Source organism: Paenibacillus sp. EC2-1 (assembly GCF_049311625.1).
Taxonomy (GTDB): domain Bacteria; phylum Bacillota; class Bacilli; order Paenibacillales; family Paenibacillaceae; genus Paenibacillus_AQ.
Genome location: NZ_CP186006.1, coordinates 2,757,272 through 2,774,448, shown reverse-complemented (window position 1 = coordinate 2,774,448; position 17,177 = coordinate 2,757,272). Strand labels below are relative to the sequence as shown.

Sequence of the window (17,177 nt, the reverse complement as noted above, 5' to 3'; positions counted from 1 at the left end):
TAATAGGGAACGATTCTTAACATAATATTTCATAAAGAGAGACAGGGAGAATGAGAATGGAAAGAACCATGAAACAAAGAACAGCATTGTTCTGCGGTGTGTTTTTGCTCCTGCTGCTGAAATTAATGCTTCTAAGATTATTTTTGTTTAATGAAGTCGAATGGGGAAGGGTTCTGACCGATGTATTCTCATTGCTGGTCTTAATGAGTTTACTTGAACTTCTAATTCCAATGAAGGCTAGACACGTCGCTTACTGGGTCTTTAACCTGATTATATCGATAATATTGTTTGCTTCTGCGGTCTACAATGTTTATTTTGGCTCTATACCAACATATACAGCATTATCCGGCCTGGGTCAGGTTCATCAAGTTCGCTCAAGTATTTCAACATTAATCGAACCGGAACACTTCATTTTCTTTATTGATGTTCTGGTTATGGCAATCTTCTGGATTGTAAATCGATTCCGTCAGAAGAGAACAAAATCAAGCGAAATGACTTTTACGCAATATTCTTTCCGGGGACGCCGCAGAATTTCAGCATGGAAACTAAGTATGCTGGGATTGCTTATTCTTGGCGTTGTCATCTCAGGCCTCTACATCCGAAAAGGGTGGGGAATTGAGAATGAACTAGTACGAGCAGAACATATGGGTTTCATTAATTATCAAGTCACTGCGATCCTGAAGAGCAATCAGGAGAAGCGGGAGCTCGCGGAAGGTAGCTTACAGGATACTATTAATGAAATTAAAGAGCTTCAAGAAAGCTACCCGTACCGAGATGTCGATCAAATCGGGAAGGAACCGAAGTATTTTGGAGCCGGTAAAGGTAAGAATCTCATCATCGTGCAGATGGAGTCCTTGCAAAACTTCCCGATTCATCAGTCTTTAAATAATCAGGTTCTGACACCTGTAATGAATCAACTCGCAGATGATGGATTGTATTTCCCTTATATCTACCAGCAGATTGGTCAGGGGAATACGTCAGATGCGGAGTTTTTATCCAATACGTCGATCTATCCATTAGGATCAGTTGCAATGTCTACTGGATTTGGAGGGAAAGAACTTCCGAGCTTACCTAAGCTCCTTAAGAAATTAGGATATGTAAGCAATACATTCCATGTAAACGAAGTAACCTTCTGGGACAGAATAAAAATGTATCCAGCACTTGGATTTGACCATTATTATGATAAGCCTAATTATACAAATGATCATTTTAATTCTTTCGGACCATCGGATGAAGAGCTATATCGTGTAGGCATCGAGAAGCTTAAGCAAGTGCAGCAGGATAATAAACCATTCTATGCACAGTTCATCACCGTCTCAAGTCACTCTCCATTCACCGTTCCAGAGGAATTCTCGAAGATAGAAATTCCTACAGAGCTTGTAGGAACCCAGCTGGGTAACTACCTGGATTCGGTAAACTATTCTGACTATGCATTAGGTAAGCTGATTGATTCACTCAAACAGAATGGGCTGTGGGAGAATACCGTGTTGATGGTATACGGGGATCATCAAGGTATTAACAGTAAAGATACGGATTCCAGTTTAATTACATCTTATCTAGGTGTGCCTTATCATGATCAGGTTAGCCGATTTAACATTCCCCTTATCATCCACATTCCAGGCTTAACCGAAGGAAAGCGGATTGAACAAGTCGGAGGGCAAGTGGATATGATGCCTACAATCGCTAATATTATGGGTATATCCTTGAGAGAAGAACAGTTCACAGCTCTCGGACAAGATCTACTTAACATTGAGAAGAATGCCATTGGAATGAGATACTACTTACCTTCAGGATCATTCTTTAACAATGAGGTCATGTTTGTACCGGGTAATGGTTTTGATGATGGAACAGCCGTTTCCTTAAAGACGCTTAAGCCAGTCAAAGATATCTCTCCTTATCGAGAAGACTATGAGTATATTCTGCGCCTCATGAAATTGTCTGATGAGTATGTGAAACGACTGCCAAATCGGGCCCCATAGATAGACGAAGAACCGTACATGCTTGTTGTGCGGTTCTTTTTATATTCCAAATTTAAAGAGTTAGTGTTTAGTAAAAAAGTTAACTAGCTGTCCTCTTGACTTATATGATAAGACATCCTAAAATTATACCCGCAGGGGTAATGGGTAATGCTTATTTCTGTAATTTCACATTTTATCGTAGATAAAAGGTTATGCACGGACCTTTAGGGAGGGAAAGGGCTTTGTTGTATCTGTTTTGTTTTTTTGTAGGCATGATCCTAATTTATGCTTATCGGCGTTCAGTTCCTGTGAATGGCTTAAAGTTAATGAAGTGCAGTGAACTCGTTCAGGCCAAGCAAGAACGTCCGCATTTGAAAGTACTTGATGTACGGGATGTCTCCGAATATACAGCTGATGTAAGTCACATAAAAGAATCTGTAAATATTTCATTAGGACGTCTACCCTTCGTGTGGGATAAGGAGCTTAGCCCTGATGACGAAGTAATCATTGTGTCACCGAAATGGTCAGATGGGATTCTAGCGGCACGAAAGCTGAAGAAAGCAGGATTTACATCGTTATCTTATTTAACGGACGACTGTCAAAGATGCTGCCCTAACAGTTAAGATGGGATGCATTAATAATAGAACGGCATAGGCCGTTCTTTTTTTGTGCTCATTTTGATGAGAAGTGCGATCAATGATCTAACATCAATTATATTGAGAAAAATTTCACAAATGAGTCACAGATTGAATGTCTAAATCATAATAAATACTAATATAATAAGATGTACAGGGGAGGCAGACATCATGAAGAAACAATTGTTTATGGGATTAGGTATCGTGGTACTTACTTTGGGAATTGGAACAGCAGCTTTTGCAAATGCGAATCACAATACATCACTAAACACGAAACCTTCGACGAATCAAGAACAGCCAACCGGGCAGAATTACAAATCAGACAATACTTACAACTGGGAAAGTGTCATTATGGGCACTCAAATCGGAATAATCCGATAATTCTAACAATTCTAACAATTCTAACAAAATCTTAACAATGACAGGTGATTTTCTAACTCTAATGAAGTTTAAGAACACATTTAGGTTGTCGTACCCATAAAAAACAGCTATCCTTAAACGATGGCTGTTTTTTTAATGATCTATACCATGTGTTGAATATGATAGAGCGGCTTCGGTCGTTCTTTTTTGCGCTTTATGGTATCGTATCGGATCTGGCGACTAAAATGGAAAATATAAGGGAAGGTTAGAGCTGGACATTACATTTTTACAAGGAGTTGTTTTATTTATGTATTATTTATATAGCCATAATGACCTGGATGGAGTAGGCTGTGGAATCTTAGCTAAATGTGCATTCGGAGAGGATCTCGAGATTCGATATAATTCGGTAACGGGGATCAATGTACAGGTAGACAAATTTTTGAATCGTAATGCAGATCAAAGGAATTCTGAGGATAAACTCTTTATTACCGACTTAACTGTTAATCATGATGTTGAGCAGCGTCTACATCAATATGTGCAGGAAGGCGGCAAAGTCCAATTGTTAGACCATCATAAAACGGCATTGCATTTTAACGACTATGGGTGGGCTAAAGTAGATGTTCACCATGCTGATGGTAGAACTTCATCGGCTACGTCATTATTATATGATTATATGATCGAGCAGGGGTTACTGGAACGTTCTGTAGTGATGGACCAATTCGTAGAACTGGTCAGGCTCTATGACACATGGGAGTGGGAGGCTGAGAATAAAGTTCAAGCAAAACGTCTTAACGACCTCTTCTATATGATATCCGTAGATGAGTTTGAAGCGAAGATGGTCGACAGACTTCGTGATGCCAAGGAGTTCTCATTCGATGAGTTTGAAGAGAAGATACTTAATATGGAAGAAAATAAGATCGAGCGATATATCCGTCGTAAAAAAAGAGAGCTGATTCAGACTTTCATTGGAGACGAGTGTGTTGGGATTGTATACGCTGAATCCTATCATTCAGAATTAGCAAGTGAGCTGGGTACAGAATATCCGCATTTGGATTACATAGCCATTCTTAACATGGGCGGCCGTAAAATGAGTCTGCGTACGATTCATGATCATATCGATGTATCCGCTATTGCCATGCGTTTTAACGGAGGAGGACATGCAAAGGCTTCTGGATGTACGATTGGTAATGAAGTATACCGATTGTATGTAGAAGAGCCGTTTGAACTTGAACCCATTAGAGTAGATGCTAGTCGCAATCAGTTTAATATTAAAGGGACAGAGACGGGTGTGTTGTATGAGACCACCAACGAAGATCAGATCTTCGTATTTATGACGAGTTCTGGTCAATGGGTCGTCGAATGGAATGATGAGTTGTTATCTTTTCAGTTTGAAACCTTTGAACAAGCGGAGCGACATATCAAGCGTAACTATGGTGCATGGTTATCTAAAGACGAAGATTATGTGAATAAGCTCTCAGACACGGTGAGGGATATCAGAACTCGTCATACAGATCCTTCATCTCAGCTTACAGACAATAAAGAATAGAATTTAATAAATAAAATTTAATCCTTTCAGAAAACTCACACTTCCCACACAAATTCCACATGATTGTTGGGTAAGTTGATAACAGTCCAGGATGTGGACAGAGTATAATCTGGAGGGATTCTTTTTATGAAAAAAATAGTCATCGTCAGTGCAGCAGCTCTTGTAACATTAGGGCTATTGGCAGGATGTCAGAATAAAGATAACGAATCAACATCATCTAATTCTTCAATGTTCAGCAATGCGCTCTCACAGAAAGGAAACTTGCCCTGGATCGCCACTAAAAATACAACGCGTATTAATTCAACGGATCCAGTTGAAGCCGCTGTACTGGCTTCCAGGACGCTCTGGACAGCTACGAACGATAACAATAGGCCAGGAAGTGTGGTAATCGTTAGTTCAGATCAATGGCAGATTGCTGCTGCCAGCGCTGATTTGATTCATCATCCGAGCAATGGACCGATTCTATTTGTTAACGATGATGGGGTTCCTGAGGCAACATGGAATGAGCTGAAACGGTTGAAACCTACTGGCTCTAAAAGTAATGACGGAATACAGGTGATTGTCGTTGGCAAGATCTCGGATAAGGTAGAAGAGCAACTTAAAGAACTGGACTATAAGATGGATCGAATAGAAGGGGATCAGCCCGCTGCTGTAGCTGAGGCTATTGATGCGTATTATGCTAAAGTTTCAGGAAGTACACCTGAATCCGTCATCATTGGATCGATGGATAGTCCAGAATATACAATGCCGGCTGTAAACTGGATCGCACATATGCCAGAGTCTCTGCTATACGTCAAGGAGGACGAAGTGCCGAAGGAAACGATCACGGCGCTTGAAGCAAGGGGCGGAAAAGCGAACATCTATATTATCGGTCCAGAATCCGTTGTGTCGGGAAAGGTACTTGAAGAGTTACAGGCCTATGGCAAAGTTACAAGAATCTCAGGTGAAGATCCATATGAAAATGCGGTCAATTTTGCCAAGTTTAAGGACCCAGAGACCCAATTCGGATGGGGCATTGAAACGCCGGGACATAACTTCTCTTTCCTTCCTTTAGATTCGGATTTACTAGCTATAGCAGTAGCTCCATTCTCACATTTAGGAAAGCATGCACCACTTCTCTATACGGACAAAGACGGGATGCCAGGGTCTGTGATGGAATATATCATGTCAATCCAGCCAAAGTTCAAGCAAAGTCCAACGGAAGGCCCGTATAATCACGCATGGATTACAGGGAACGAGACCGTAATCTCTGAGAAAGGGCAGAGCGAGATTGACGATATGTTAGAAATCGTACCCGTAACAGGTGGCGATGCGCATAGTGGACATTAGTTCACAGCGGGTTCACAGTCTCTACACAGAAACCACATGATTATTCATTATGATGGGTTCATAGGGAGGCGATCACATCATGAAGAAGAAATGGTTTGCTGGACTTGGAATCGCAGTACTTACTTTCGGAATTGGGTCTGCTGTATATGCAGAAGCCAATCAAATGACTTTTCAGGATATGCTGCCGTTTATGAAACAAATGCATCCGGGTGCCTCGGATCAACAGCTTAATGAAATGTATCAGAATTGCCACAGTAACGACCAAGAAGGCATGCAAGGCAGAATGCAAGATCGTGAAGATGCTGATCAGAACAGCAGGCACATGATGAGAGGATATCATGATGGCTCTATGATGCGAGAATACGATAATGGAACCATGATGCCTATGGATGACGTTCATCGAGGTTCAAACATGATGGGTGGACAATCAGACTCACTACAGGATTCATAAGAAGCAAGATTATGAAGAACCAGTCTAGCACATGAAGTGTTATAGACTGGTTTTTTTGATTACAGTATTCCAAAATCGGTATAATTAGAGCAATAAAGCGTATGGAGCAGGTGAAACCTTAATGAAAATTCAAGTATTGGTCGTTGATGATGAATGGAATATGCGGAATTTGCTGCGTATTTATCTGATGAAGGAAGGGTTTGAGGTAAAAGAAGCATCTACTGGATCGGAAGCTCTATCGTTAATGAAGCGCTATGCATTCGATGTAATTCTTCTGGATGTCATGATGCCGGACATGGATGGGTGGCAAGTATGCAAAAACATTCGCGAGCACAGCCAGATACCTATTCTCATGCTAACGGCGAGGTCAGAGACGAAAGATAAAGTCCATGGTCTTGGCATTGGAGCGGATGATTATCTGACAAAACCATTTGAATCAGAAGAACTGATTGCAAGGATCTATTCCTTAATTCGGCGCTCGACCATATCCAAGATGAGTATGCCGCAAGAAGTGAAACTTCACTATCCAGAGCTCTCCATTCACCCTGATGGAAGAGACGTGCTCATCCAAGATCAGTCCGTAGAGTTCACTCAAAAGGAATTTGATCTTCTGCTGACATTAGCACAGAACAGTCACCGGGCATTTTCTAGAGAAGAACTAGTTGAGCGATTATGGGGCCATGATTATCATGGTGAATCGAGAGTCATTGATACACATGTGAAGAATATCCGGGAAAAAGCACATAAAGCAGGGCTCAGTTATAACCCGGTACAAACGGTATGGGGGATAGGCTACAAATTTTATACTGCTGGTGATTTGACGTGATTCATAATCGGATAGGAACAAAGCTTGGGATATGGATGATGACGTTGTTCTTCATTGTCATCTTTTTTCTTAGCATCGCCATTGACCGTATATTTTCTAATTTTCATCAAACAGAAATGACGAGTAATGTGAACGAGATGACCTCTCACTTCGTCATGATGGCGGCTTCCCCCGTCAACACCAGTGATCATTCATTGGATGCTTTTGCAGACTTCTCTGAAGTTAGTATATTTATTATTAACCAAAAGGGGGCAGTCACAGCTCACTCAGGAGAACACGATCCAACAGATCACTCGTTCATACGTAAGAAGGATGTACAGTCCATCTTTAGTGGGGATACCGTAAACTTCACACATAAAGACCCTAATGGTAATCGGTATATTGTGTCTGGCATGGTTGTACCAGCGAGTGAGGGTAACCCAGATCCAGACCAAGCTATGTATGTCTTAGCATCAACCGATCATATGGATGAGTCTATCAGTAGAATGCGAACTTTACTTCTTATGTCTGGCATAGGGGCTATGTTATTGGCACTCGGGATTACATGGATTTCTGCACAAATATTATCACGCCCACTGCTTCAGATGCAGAGAGCCACTCGTAAAATCGCTGTAGGAGATTTAGAAACAAGACTCCCTGTTCAGAGTAAGGATGAGATAGGCTTGCTTGCTGAAGCTATTAATGATCTAGCTAAAGATCTGCAACGATACAGGGATACTCGGCAGGAGTTTTTTGCGAATATATCTCATGAGCTGCGCACACCGATTACATACTTAGAAGGCTATGCGAAGGTTGTTAAAGAGAAGCTATATACCTCTGAGGAGGAGAAGGATAAGTATCTTGATATTATTCAGGAGGAAGCAAGTCGGCTCCAGCGGCTAGTGAATGATCTTTTTGAGCTCGCTAAGATGGAAGAGGGGAAGATCAGTCTATCCCTAGAATGGATTGATCTGACGGATATTGTTCGCAGCAGTATACGTAAAATGGAATGGAAAGTGAACGAAAAGGGACTGGTGATGAGGGGGAGTTATGATGAAGAAATTCCACTCATCGTTGGTGATGGACTAAGGATGGAGCAGATTATTCTGAACATGTTAGACAATGCCATAAGGTATACCGATCAGGGAGATATTCGGGTTCATCTTCATAAAGGTTCGAAGCATGTAACAATAACGATTGAGGATACTGGAATCGGTATTGCCGAAGAAGAGCTACCATACCTGTTTGATCGGTTCTATCGGGTTGAGAAGTCTCGTTCACGTCAACATGGTGGAACTGGACTGGGGCTTTCCATAGTCAAAAAGCTAGTGGAGCTTCAAGGTGGAACGATTAAGGTGAGAAGTCAAGCTGGCGTAGGCACTCGGTTCGATATTACCTTTCCACTGCCTGAGAGGCAGGAGAAGCAAGAATGAGTAAATTAGGTTCCATATAGATTTTGCCGAAATGGAATAGAAAACAATGAACATAAAAAAACAGCCCTCCTTGAGAAATCAAGGAGGGCTGTTCGTATACTTCAAACTTCAATGGCTTAGTTAACGCTTATTAAGCGTACCAACCCCATACGAAGATGAAGAGTGTACCAAATATGGTTACCAATGCAACGAACATTGCATAGGCGATATTGATCCAAAGTGATTTCTTATTATCCGATTCCCCGATGTGCATGAACAAGACGAGCTGAAGGGAAGCTTGCAGTAATGCTGTAACCACCAGTATTGCCATCTTCACCGCGGACGGAAGGTCCATAAGCACAACAAGCGCAATAGCGGTAAGGACGAGGGAGGAAACGAATCCTACTACATGCTTAATCGGAAACAGCTGTTTCAACATGTCACATCAGTCCTTTCAAGTAAACAAAGCTGAAGATAAAGATCCATACAACGTCCAGGAAGTGCCAGTACAGCGAGAAGATAAAAGTTTTGTTAGCTGTACGATGATCCAGTCCGTGCTTACGTAGTTGAAGGAGAATTCCTCCACCCCACAAAAGACCGAAGGTAACGTGTGCTCCGTGAGTTCCCAGAAGGATGAACAAGCTGGAAAGGAATGCACTTGTTGACAAGGTCGCACCTTCATGAACATAAGTGAAGAATTCGAAGATTTCGACTCCAAGGAATACTGCACCGAGTAGCAGGGTGATGATCATGAAGATCATCATCTGCTTTTTAAGACCAAGGCGCATAGCGTGGATCGCTAGACCAATGGTAAAACTTGATGTTAACAAAACAAAGGTCTCAACAAGAACCGGACCGATCTCGAATATTTCAGCTCCGCTCGGGCCTGCCGCAAAACGGTTGACTAGAACGAAGTAAACGGTAAACAGGGTAGCGAACAGTGCGATTTCAGCTCCGAGAAATAACCAGAATCCAAAAATCTTGTTACGGTTTTCCTCTGTTCCGTATTCAAGCGGCTGAGTGGCATCTATTTTCATACCGTATCACCCCGCAATTTGTTTTCTGTTTCAACAATTTCTTCTGCCGGAATATAGTATCCGTTATCCCGATCGAAGGACATTGTTGCCATAACAATGATAACGCCAATTCCTGCAATGATGGAAGGAATCCACCAACTGAATACAAGGAAGAATCCTAAGAAGAAGAAGATTGTACCGAGAATGAAAGGTTTGCCGGAGTTGCTAGGCATATGAATCTTCGTAATCTTCTCGTCGTACAATGATTCACCTTCATGTTTAGCGAACCAATAAGCATCACGCTTTGTGATTTTAGGTGTAGCAGCAAAGTTGTATGCTGGTACTGGGCTAGGCAATGACCATTCGAGTGAACGACCATCCCATGGATCTCCTGTTTTGTCGCGTGGTTCGTAACGAGTACTCCAGTAGATGTTGTACACAAGCAGAATGAAACCAATCGTTAATCCGATTGCACCCACCATGGAAAGCATGTTGAGTGGTCCGAATCCAGTTTCTGCAGAATAAGTGTACGTACGACGTGTCATACCTTTCAGACCCAAGAAGAACAGTGGGAAGAAAGTGACGTTAAATGAAACTGCGATAAACCAGAATGCGGTTTTACCAAGACGTTCATTAAGTCTGAATCCGAATACTTTCGGGAACCAATAGTGGAAACCGGCGATTACCGCAAATACAGTACCAGGAATCAGAACGTAGTGGAAGTGAGCTACCAGGAACATTGTGTTGTGATACTGATAGTCAGCACTTGCCATCGCAAGCATAACACCTGTTACACCACCGATTGTGAAAATCGGAATAAATGCTAGTGAATAAAGCATTGGTGTTGTAAAGGTTATTCGGCCTTTTCGCATCGTAAATAGCCAGTTAAATATCTTGACCCCGGTCGGAACGGCGATCGCCATCGTTGTGATGGAGAAGAATCCGTTAACCATAGCGCCTTGACCCATCGTATAGAAGTGGTGAGCCCAGACGAGGAAGGACAGAGCTGAAATAACGGCCATACTCAACACCATCGATGTATATCCATAAAGGTTCTTCTTCGAGAAAGTTGAGATGATCTCACTGAAGATACCAAATGCAGGCAAGATAACGATATATACCTCAGGATGTCCCCAAACCCAGAACAGGTTGGCCCATAGCATATCCATACCGCCATTCGCCATCGTAAAGAACTGGGAACCGAATAGTCTGTCAAACATCATCAGAAGCAATGCAATCGTAAGAACTGGGAAAGCAAAGATAATGATGACACAGGTAATTAGTACAGACCAGGTAAACATCGGCATTTTCATGAGCGTCATACCTGGCGCACGCATTTTAAGGATGGTAACGATAAAGTTCAAGCCTGTAAGCAGTGTCCCGATCCCTGAAATTTGGAGGGCAAGGGAGTAATAGTTATTACCTACTGTATGGCTGAACTCATTACTTGCCAGCGGGAAGTAGGATGTCCAACCGGAATCCGGCGATCCTCCGATGACAAATGAAATGTTCAAGAGCATAGCTCCGAAGAAGAATAACCAGAAACTGATTGCGTTCAGACGTGGGAAAGCTACGTCACGCGCACCGATCTGGAGTGGAATGATAACGTTCATCAGACCGAAGATAAACGGCATGGCCATAAATAGAATCATAATTAAGCCGTGCGTAGTGAAAATTTCATTATAGTGTTGAGCATCTAGGAATTTTAATTCCGGTGCTGCCGTTTGGGCACGCATCATGATAGCGTCAACGCCACCGCGGAAGAGCATAATCAAGGCTGCTATGATATACATAACACCTATCTTCTTATGATCTACCGTAGTCAACCATTCACGCCACAAATATCCCCATTTTTTAAAGTAGGTCAAACCTACGATAATTGCGAGCGTTGCAAGTACGATACTTGCCATGGCGCCATAGATCATCGGTTCGCCGGTAACGAAAAATTCGTCCCATTTCATAAGGGCTTAACTCCTTTCTGGATGTCCGAAGTACATGTCAAAGGCAGGAGGGAGTAACCCTCCATATCATTAATGTCCTTCATGGTTTGTTGAGTTGTCTTCAGCCGGGGATTCCGGCATAGGCTTGTTCGGATCAACATTTGGTTCTGTATCGAACTCAGCCTCATCTTTTGTTGCTGGATCAGGATGTTCAGTCTTGTTGTCTTGATGATCCATATTTCCATGATGCCCTTCTTCTGGTGCAGGGCTAAATGATAAGTGGTTATTCGAGAAAGACATTCTGCCTACGAATTTCGTATCAAGAAGCTTTTTAAAGTCAGCTTCCGTAAGCTTTGGTGCAGTTTCCTTCACGTCGTTTACCCATTCATCAAAATCAGCAGCTGGCATAGCCAGTGTTTCGAACTCCATGTGAGCGAATCCTTCACCACTAAAGTTTGAGTTTTTACCTAGGTAAGATCCAGGAACATCTGCTACCAAATTAAGTTTGTTGACCATGTCACTCATACCATACTTTTGTCCAGCCAATTGAGGAATCCAAAGGCTTGTGATCGGTCCGAATGAATAAATGCGGAACTCAATAGGACGGTGCGTAGGAATGTTTACATAGTTAACGGTTTCGATTCCTTCCTCCGGATAACTAAAATGCCATTTCCAGTTTGATGTAGCAGCATAAATTACAAGTGGCTTTTGCTCCTCATAACCAGCTGGAACCTTCTCGACAGCAACCGTAGTCTTAACGGTCACTACAGACAGAATAGCTACAATAATAATAGGAATGGCGATCCAAGTGATCTCCAGCCACTTACTTCCCTCTTCGTGAGGTGGCACGTATCCTTCGTTAGACTTCTTAGCCCGATATTTAACCAGGATAAAGATATACAGTGTGTATACTACCGCCAAAACCCCAAGCATCATAAGAATGGAAAATATGATGGTCTCAGATAGGGTTCTTGCAGCAGGTCCTTTAGGATCTAAAACTGTAAGTGAGCTGCATCCCGATAAAAGCAATGTAAAGCTCAAGAACAATGCAAATAACGGCCCTCGTTTTTTCATGGTGTACCCCTTTCTTTCATACTTGTTCATCTGGTGGTTGTTTCTTTCCTTAATCTATACTAAGAATAATTTTCACAGTTTGCAAAAAGCATTTATTTCACTTATTGCCATTAAATGTATTAATCATGACGAAGTATGTAACATTCTGTGTTCAAATTGTTACAAAGAGGGGGCGTTGTGAGAGAAATCACTGTAATACTGCGGTTTTCGGGGAGTTCAAACTTTGTTCAAATATTCACGATAGTTACCAGATTCGTCACAATTTCAGAGCTTGAAAAGCCTGAAATTCCTTGTGGTGTAAGAGTTTACAGGGTTTCATGTAATTGAAGGAATCAAAGGGGATGTTTGCCATAAAATACTTTTGAGCCTATGATTATCTGAATTTAAAGCTTTGCAACCTCCAATAAAAATAGTGTTAAGCAATGACATCTACCGTTGCACAACTAGATTTGAGGAATACTATGTATTATCTCAAAAGCGAGAGGAGGTTGCTATTATGGCTTTTATCATTCCTGAATTATTTTATCTGCCTGCGGGAGAAACCAAGACGTATTATGAGGATATGTCTACTGGAAAAAACGCGACCATCAACATTCTAAACCTCTCCCCACATCCAGTGGAGCTTATTGTTTCAAGTGCGGAAGCAGAAGATGCTACGTACACGATTTCTGGATTCAATAGCCGTAGCTTATCTGTAGAGCTTTTAACAAAAGTCGAACTTTCTTCATCTGCAGAAGGTGCCGCATTTGGCGGACTTCTCATTTCTTCATTTGAAGATGCGATTCCTACGATATAATAAGTTATACGCATTGAGGTAGGACTTCTGTTGTCTTTTTCACGTGTAGATCTATTATTGCAGCGTAGAAGCTGTGATAATAGATCTCCTTTTTATGTGAATGCACGTATGAACAGAGAATAATTCGGTCTAATAGGATTATAAGCTGTCCTTGACGAAAGGATAGGTTTAAGATTTGTAGAAGGAGTGACAATCTATGATTATATGGGTTAACGGTGCATTTGGATCGGGCAAGAGCCAGACATCTTACGAGATACATCGCCGTTTACCGAATTCTTATGTCTATGATCCTGAAAATGCTGGTTATTATATTCGTAAGAACTTACCGAGTGATAGTAAACATGGTGATTTTCAGGATTATCCGATGTGGAGAGAGTTTAACTATTCAATGTTGCGCTACATAAATGAGACATCCTCAAGCATTATCATTGTGCCGATGACCATTACGAGTCTTCAATACTTTGATGAAATTGTCGGTAGATTGAGACGAGATGACATCATTGTTCACCATTTTACATTAGGTGCTTCCAGAGAGGTGCTTCTTCACAGACTAAAGAAACGAGGAGATCGTGCAGACTCCTGGCCAGCACAGCAAATCAATCGCTGCATTGAAGGCTTGTCACATGAAGTATTTCAGCATCATCTCAATACAGACCGAACGGGCATTGAAGATGTAGTAGAACAGATTGGTTCATTGTCAGGTGTGCATCTGCTTCCCGATCATCGATCAAAACCTCGCAAGACAGTAGATCGACTAATTACACAATTAAAACAAATGCGTTTGTTTGATCATTAGTATAGGAGGGGTTTGGACTGAATCCAATAATGCTTGAATTTCCCGAAAGTTTTGAAACAGAGCGTTTGCTCATACGAGCTCCATTATGGGGTGATGGAGCAGTTATTAATGATGCGATTAAAGAGAGTGCTTCGGATCTCCGTAAATGGCTGCCCTTTGCAATGAACGTACCGTCGGTACATGAATCGGAGTCTTATGTGCGAAAAGCTAGAGTGAGTTTTCTCGAGCGGACAGATCTGGTACTCCATTTATTTGACAAGAAGACAGGTGCTTTCGTCGGAAGCAGCGGACTTCACCGCATCGATTGGAAGGCAAGACGTTTTGAAATTGGTTACTGGATTCGTAGTTCGTGTTCAGGTAAAGGGCTTATTAGCGAGGCAGTTGATGGCATTTCGAATTATGCGATCACGATTCTAGGAGCAAACCGACTTGAGATTCGAGTCGACTCAAGGAATATTCGAAGTAAGAACGTTGCGGAGCGGACGGGATTCACTTATGAAGGTACACTTCGGAATTGGAGACGAGATGAATACGGGCATCTTATTAATCTAATGATCTACTCTAAAGTGCGTGGAGAAGAATACAAGTAGACATCTCACAATAAGTCACGCAATTCTGGAAGTGAGGAGGTGATTTCGGATGAACCTAAACCATGTTGAAGTATATGCAGCTCCTGTAAATGAAAAAGAAACGATAAGTAATCTAATGCATTTTTACGCTTATGACTTTTCAGAATATATGGATATGGATATCGAGGAAGACGGTCTCTACGCTCCTTATCCTTACTTAAATGATTACTGGACCGAGCCAGACTTTCGATTTCCTTATCTTTTTAAAGTCAATGGGAAGCATGCCGGATTTGCTCTGGTTAGGAAGATTCAAACGGCAGAGAAGACCTTTTTCTCTATGGCAGAGTTTTTTGTAATGAAGAAGTATCGTCGCCAAGGAGTTGGGAAGCTCGCGGCGATCGCGTTGTTTGATCTTCATTCAAGTCCGTGGGAAGTATTCCAACTTAAGACGAATATCCCTGCGCAACATTTCTGGAATAAGGTTATTTCAGAATATGCAAGAGGTCAATATACAGAGCACGATGAACAAGGTGACAAAACGCAAGCATTTGTAGCTGGAAGGTAAGAGACTTTCAATATTGGAGTGATCTTATGAAGCAAAGAACCGTTTATATCATTTCAGGACCAGCGGGTGTTGGGAAGTCGACCACCTCGAAAAAGCTAGTTCATTCACTGGAACGAAGTTCATATATTTCAGGCGATAACATAAGTCATCTTCCTATTGTAGGCAGGGGGAAACCTTGGTTATGTGAGAAAACAAACCGGCTCACCTGGGTGAATATCGCCAGCCTCGCTCATAATTTGCTCAACGCTGATTATGATGTTGTCATTGATTATGTAACTTTTCCAAGTGAAGCTGAATGGTTAGCAGAGGAGCTGAAGGAACAAGCTGCTCGGATCGTATATGTCATTTTATTAGCGGATGAGGAAACACTGGTTAACCGTGATCGACTGCGACCAATAGATGAGCAGATGGGGGAACGAAGTATCATTTTGTTGCATGAATTTAAAGAAGCTACCAAGGATGCACGACATATACTACATACAGGTCATTTATCTGCACAGCAAATTGATGTAATAATAGAAGAAATTTGTCATAATAGTCGGTTCATCTTACGTTAAATCCATTTGCGAGGGGTATTTATGGGAGAAGAAAATGTTTTTTTTCGTAAAAACGGGATTATGATATATGAAGATGCATATGGCAAGGTGTATTTTTCCAAGGATCATCCAGAATCCGTTGTCGTGCTAGCTAGGAAAGATAACCAGTTCATTCTGATTCGGCAATATAGAAAAGCTGTAGGTTGTTATGTTACACAGTTGCCAGGCGGCGGTGTAGAAGCGGGAGAAGATCTAGAAGCGGCTGCACGACGGGAATTGTTCGAGGAAACGGGCTTGCAGTGTGGAACTTTAGAGTACCTTGGGAAGTTGTATCCCGCTTCATGGCGTTGTAATGAAATTGCACATGTCTATTACACGGTAGATGTTGTAAGCTCATCGGATCAAAGACTGGAAGTGTATGAGAACATCGAAATTGTATACATAGATATTCAGGATTGTATCCGTCAGATTCGAAGTAATGAAATTCAAGATTCGGAACTGATTTATGCAGTATTGCAATTAATGCTAAGAGGGTATTTGAAGGATGGGGAATAAGCGTTGTAACGTAAGTGTAAATCTACAAGAAAAGGCCACTTTCAAGGAATCATTTCCTGAGGTGGCCTCTTACAGTTCATGTTGTCATCTCGACTTCATCGTATTATAAATAGTTCCTTCATTATAGATCCTCTTCTGCAATAAGCGATTGAGGGGATCTTTTTGCTTTAAAAGCTAGATATAATGCTGCTCCCACTGCACCAATCGTTCCGCAGATAATGTCCCACATCGTATCATCTAAGCTTCCATTTTGTGAAACGAGTCCAAATAGATGATCCACAGTGAATTCGTATATTTCCCAGCACCCTGCCATCGCAATGGAGAAGAACAGGGCGAACCAGATCGCTATACGTGGTGCAATCTCGGTCATACCTAGTCGTCTTATGATTTTGCCCAGCACAAGCAGGCCAACGAAAACAAGGATAACTCCGGACAGCAGATGCTCAATCTTATCCAATTTAGGGATAACGCCGTACATATTAAATAAATTAGCCAGGAGCATTGCAATCGTGATGAACAGTAGTATGGAGAATCGAAGCGCTGGGGGAAGTTTTGTCTTCGTCCATTTCACAAGTCCTCGTAACAACAATAGAACCGTAATGATTAATACCGCTTGAAAGCATTTAGCATACATGCCCTTAAAGGCAAAGTAAACGAACGATCCACTGCAAATGACGTATAGAGCCAATTCAAGTATGGTATTAAAACGCTCCATTCTTGGTGTCCTTCTTGATGTTTGTGTCATGAATAGCCTCTCTTCCAAATGTAGTGATTTACATTGTAACTTACTGAATTATCTTATGCATGAGAGCAGAATCGTTAGCTTATCATTCT

The 17,177-nt window shown here is 41.7% G+C and carries 19 protein-coding genes; 14 read left to right on the top strand and 5 right to left on the bottom strand.

What is annotated here, in order from left to right; translation table 11 throughout:
• Nucleotides 1-56 precede the first annotated feature (56 nt).
• The 8 genes from ACK8P5_RS13115 (at nucleotide 57) to ACK8P5_RS13080 (ending at nucleotide 8,517) form a co-directional block, all read left to right on the top strand.
• Nucleotides 57-1,979, top strand: coding sequence for an LTA synthase family protein (locus ACK8P5_RS13115; protein WP_422656723.1), 1,923 nt, complete (start codon nucleotides 57-59; stop codon nucleotides 1,977-1,979).
• Between the two features lie 221 nt (nucleotides 1,980-2,200).
• A complete protein-coding gene (locus ACK8P5_RS13110; protein ID WP_422656722.1) occupies nucleotides 2,201-2,581 on the top strand; it encodes a rhodanese-like domain-containing protein in 381 nt (126 codons plus the stop codon).
• Between the two features lie 183 nt (nucleotides 2,582-2,764).
• A complete protein-coding gene (locus ACK8P5_RS13105; RefSeq protein ID WP_422656721.1) occupies nucleotides 2,765-2,974 on the top strand; it encodes a hypothetical protein in 210 nt (69 codons plus the stop codon).
• Nucleotides 2,975-3,260: 286 nt separating this feature from the next.
• A complete protein-coding gene (locus tag ACK8P5_RS13100) occupies nucleotides 3,261-4,499 on the top strand; it encodes a DHH family phosphoesterase (RefSeq protein WP_422656720.1) in 1,239 nt (412 codons plus the stop codon).
• 126 nt (nucleotides 4,500-4,625) lie between these two features.
• Nucleotides 4,626-5,828: a cell wall-binding repeat-containing protein gene (locus ACK8P5_RS13095; RefSeq protein ID WP_422656719.1), complete on the top strand. Its 1,203-nt coding sequence runs from the start codon at nucleotides 4,626-4,628 to the stop codon at nucleotides 5,826-5,828.
• 79 nt (nucleotides 5,829-5,907) lie between these two features.
• The gene (locus tag ACK8P5_RS13090; RefSeq protein ID WP_422656718.1) at nucleotides 5,908-6,279 is read left to right on the top strand and encodes a hypothetical protein; all 372 of its coding nucleotides are present in this window, start codon (nucleotides 5,908-5,910) and stop codon (nucleotides 6,277-6,279) included.
• Between the two features lie 121 nt (nucleotides 6,280-6,400).
• Nucleotides 6,401-7,105, top strand: a complete 705-nt coding sequence (locus tag ACK8P5_RS13085; protein WP_422656717.1) for a response regulator transcription factor — start codon at nucleotides 6,401-6,403, stop codon at nucleotides 7,103-7,105.
• Entirely contained in the window at nucleotides 7,102-8,517 is a 1,416-nt protein-coding gene (locus ACK8P5_RS13080) for an ATP-binding protein (protein WP_422656716.1), read from the top strand. Before ACK8P5_RS13085 ends, ACK8P5_RS13080 begins: the two co-directional genes overlap by 4 nt.
• Nucleotides 8,518-8,647: 130 nt before the next feature.
• Here the strand turns inward: ACK8P5_RS13080 and qoxD are convergent, their stop codons facing one another.
• The 4 genes from qoxD to qoxA form a co-directional block, all read right to left on the bottom strand.
• Nucleotides 8,648-8,935: a cytochrome aa3 quinol oxidase subunit IV gene (qoxD, locus tag ACK8P5_RS13075; protein WP_422656715.1), complete on the bottom strand. Its 288-nt coding sequence runs from the start codon at nucleotides 8,933-8,935 to the stop codon at nucleotides 8,648-8,650.
• A gap of 1 nt (nucleotide 8,936) precedes the next feature.
• Nucleotides 8,937-9,533 (bottom strand): cytochrome aa3 quinol oxidase subunit III, encoded by a 597-nt coding sequence (gene qoxC, locus ACK8P5_RS13070; RefSeq protein ID WP_422656714.1) that lies wholly within the window; start codon nucleotides 9,531-9,533, stop codon nucleotides 8,937-8,939.
• Nucleotides 9,530-11,473: a cytochrome aa3 quinol oxidase subunit I gene (gene qoxB, locus ACK8P5_RS13065; protein ID WP_422656713.1), complete on the bottom strand. Its 1,944-nt coding sequence runs from the start codon at nucleotides 11,471-11,473 to the stop codon at nucleotides 9,530-9,532. The genes qoxC and qoxB overlap by 4 nt, the downstream gene beginning before the upstream one ends.
• Before the next feature lie 69 nt (nucleotides 11,474-11,542).
• The gene (gene qoxA / locus ACK8P5_RS13060) at nucleotides 11,543-12,526 is read right to left on the bottom strand and encodes a cytochrome aa3 quinol oxidase subunit II (RefSeq protein WP_422656712.1); all 984 of its coding nucleotides are present in this window, start codon (nucleotides 12,524-12,526) and stop codon (nucleotides 11,543-11,545) included.
• Nucleotides 12,527-13,022: 496 nt separating this feature from the next.
• On the opposite strand from qoxA, the gene ACK8P5_RS13055 reads away from it, so the two are divergent.
• The 6 genes from ACK8P5_RS13055 to ACK8P5_RS13030 all read left to right on the top strand — a co-directional run bounded on the left by ACK8P5_RS13055 (nucleotide 13,023) and on the right by ACK8P5_RS13030 (nucleotide 16,343).
• Entirely contained in the window at nucleotides 13,023-13,322 is a 300-nt protein-coding gene (locus ACK8P5_RS13055) for a hypothetical protein (protein WP_422656711.1), read from the top strand.
• A gap of 196 nt (nucleotides 13,323-13,518) precedes the next feature.
• Entirely contained in the window at nucleotides 13,519-14,118 is a 600-nt protein-coding gene (locus ACK8P5_RS13050; RefSeq protein ID WP_422656710.1) for an AAA family ATPase, read from the top strand.
• A 29-nt stretch (nucleotides 14,119-14,147) separates the two neighbouring features.
• A complete protein-coding gene (locus tag ACK8P5_RS13045; protein WP_422656709.1) occupies nucleotides 14,148-14,708 on the top strand; it encodes a GNAT family N-acetyltransferase in 561 nt (186 codons plus the stop codon).
• A gap of 49 nt (nucleotides 14,709-14,757) precedes the next feature.
• Complete coding sequence (locus ACK8P5_RS13040) at nucleotides 14,758-15,252, top strand: GNAT family N-acetyltransferase (RefSeq protein WP_422656708.1); 495 nt, start codon at nucleotides 14,758-14,760, stop codon at nucleotides 15,250-15,252.
• A 26-nt stretch (nucleotides 15,253-15,278) separates the two neighbouring features.
• Nucleotides 15,279-15,809, top strand: coding sequence for an AAA family ATPase (locus tag ACK8P5_RS13035; protein WP_422656707.1), 531 nt, complete (start codon nucleotides 15,279-15,281; stop codon nucleotides 15,807-15,809).
• A gap of 21 nt (nucleotides 15,810-15,830) precedes the next feature.
• Nucleotides 15,831-16,343, top strand: a complete 513-nt coding sequence (locus ACK8P5_RS13030) for an NUDIX hydrolase (RefSeq protein ID WP_422656706.1) — start codon at nucleotides 15,831-15,833, stop codon at nucleotides 16,341-16,343.
• Nucleotides 16,344-16,464: 121 nt separating this feature from the next.
• On the opposite strand, the gene ACK8P5_RS13025 is transcribed toward ACK8P5_RS13030, so the two are convergent.
• Complete coding sequence (locus ACK8P5_RS13025; protein ID WP_422656705.1) at nucleotides 16,465-17,058, bottom strand: hypothetical protein; 594 nt, start codon at nucleotides 17,056-17,058, stop codon at nucleotides 16,465-16,467.
• Nucleotides 17,059-17,177: the final 119 nt, after the last annotated feature.

Coding starts and splice junctions, on each gene's coding strand:
- ACK8P5_RS13035 (WP_422656707.1), top strand. CDS start 15,279: ATGAAGCAAAGAACCGTTTATATCATTTCAGGACCAGCGGGTGTTGGG.
- ACK8P5_RS13105 (WP_422656721.1), top strand. CDS start 2,765: ATGAAGAAACAATTGTTTATGGGATTAGGTATCGTGGTACTTACTTTG.
- qoxB (WP_422656713.1), bottom strand. CDS start 11,473: ATGAAATGGGACGAATTTTTCGTTACCGGCGAACCGATGATCTATGGC.
- ACK8P5_RS13030 (WP_422656706.1), top strand. CDS start 15,831: ATGGGAGAAGAAAATGTTTTTTTTCGTAAAAACGGGATTATGATATAT.
- qoxC (WP_422656714.1), bottom strand. CDS start 9,533: ATGAAAATAGATGCCACTCAGCCGCTTGAATACGGAACAGAGGAAAAC.
- ACK8P5_RS13095 (WP_422656719.1), top strand. CDS start 4,626: ATGAAAAAAATAGTCATCGTCAGTGCAGCAGCTCTTGTAACATTAGGG.
- qoxA (WP_422656712.1), bottom strand. CDS start 12,526: ATGAAAAAACGAGGGCCGTTATTTGCATTGTTCTTGAGCTTTACATTG.
- ACK8P5_RS13045 (WP_422656709.1), top strand. CDS start 14,148: ATGCTTGAATTTCCCGAAAGTTTTGAAACAGAGCGTTTGCTCATACGA.
- ACK8P5_RS13050 (WP_422656710.1), top strand. CDS start 13,519: ATGATTATATGGGTTAACGGTGCATTTGGATCGGGCAAGAGCCAGACA.
- ACK8P5_RS13090 (WP_422656718.1), top strand. CDS start 5,908: ATGAAGAAGAAATGGTTTGCTGGACTTGGAATCGCAGTACTTACTTTC.
- ACK8P5_RS13085 (WP_422656717.1), top strand. CDS start 6,401: ATGAAAATTCAAGTATTGGTCGTTGATGATGAATGGAATATGCGGAAT.
- ACK8P5_RS13025 (WP_422656705.1), bottom strand. CDS start 17,058: ATGGAGCGTTTTAATACCATACTTGAATTGGCTCTATACGTCATTTGC.
- ACK8P5_RS13100 (WP_422656720.1), top strand. CDS start 3,261: ATGTATTATTTATATAGCCATAATGACCTGGATGGAGTAGGCTGTGGA.
- qoxD (WP_422656715.1), bottom strand. CDS start 8,935: ATGTTGAAACAGCTGTTTCCGATTAAGCATGTAGTAGGATTCGTTTCC.
- ACK8P5_RS13040 (WP_422656708.1), top strand. CDS start 14,758: ATGAACCTAAACCATGTTGAAGTATATGCAGCTCCTGTAAATGAAAAA.
- ACK8P5_RS13055 (WP_422656711.1), top strand. CDS start 13,023: ATGGCTTTTATCATTCCTGAATTATTTTATCTGCCTGCGGGAGAAACC.
- ACK8P5_RS13115 (WP_422656723.1), top strand. CDS start 57: ATGGAAAGAACCATGAAACAAAGAACAGCATTGTTCTGCGGTGTGTTT.